The sequence below is a fragment of the Piscibacillus salipiscarius genome, assembly GCF_042685285.1.
In the GTDB taxonomy this organism is placed as follows: Bacteria; Bacillota; Bacilli; order Bacillales; family Alkalibacillaceae; genus Piscibacillus; species Piscibacillus salipiscarius.
Genome location: NZ_JBHUMZ010000029.1, coordinates 1 through 694, shown reverse-complemented (window position 1 = coordinate 694; position 694 = coordinate 1). Strand labels below are relative to the sequence as shown.

Sequence of the window (694 nt, the reverse complement as noted above, 5' to 3'; positions counted from 1 at the left end):
GCATATTTAAAAAAGTTAAAAGCTTTTCAGGAGAACCCGAATGCCTACCTCGAAAAGCACAAACAGTCTTGGCATTCGAACTCAAAGAAGAAGGGTTCAAATTAAGAGATGTGTTAGTAGTAGTAGGCATACCAGAAGCAACTTATCATTATCACATTCATCAATTGAAGAAGGAAGATCCTGATAAGGATCTGAAAAAAATCATTAGTGAATTGTTTCAAAAACATGGAGAGAGATACGGGTATCGTCGTATACATTTAGAATTAAGGGCGAAAGGCTATCAAATAAATCATAAGAAAGTACAACGAATCATGAGAGAGCTCGGATTAAAGTGTGAAAAGTTCACACGTAAATCTCGTTACAAATCTTATAAAGGAACAGTCGGTAAGGTAGCGAAAAACCGTTTAAATCGTAGATTTAACACTTCTATACCTCTACAAAAGCTAGTTACAGACGTTACTGAATTTAAGTGTGCGGGAAGTGAGAAACTTTATTTGAGTCCAATTTTAGATTTATATAATGGCGAAATCATCTCTTACGGTATGTCTAGGAAACCAACACTAGACTTTGTACTTCAACCGCTTAATCAGGCAATAGAGATAATCACTAATGAAGCTGAGTATCGAACGACCATACATTCTGATCAAGGTTGGCATTACCAACATAGACAATGGGTCAATACATTAAAGACAAA

1 protein-coding gene is annotated in these 694 nt (G+C 35.6%); it reads left to right on the top strand.

Annotation, left to right across the window (positions count from 1 at the left end):
• A partial coding sequence (locus ACFSW4_RS11915; RefSeq protein WP_377329517.1) for an IS3 family transposase occupies positions 1 to 694 on the top strand: 694 nt, incomplete at both ends.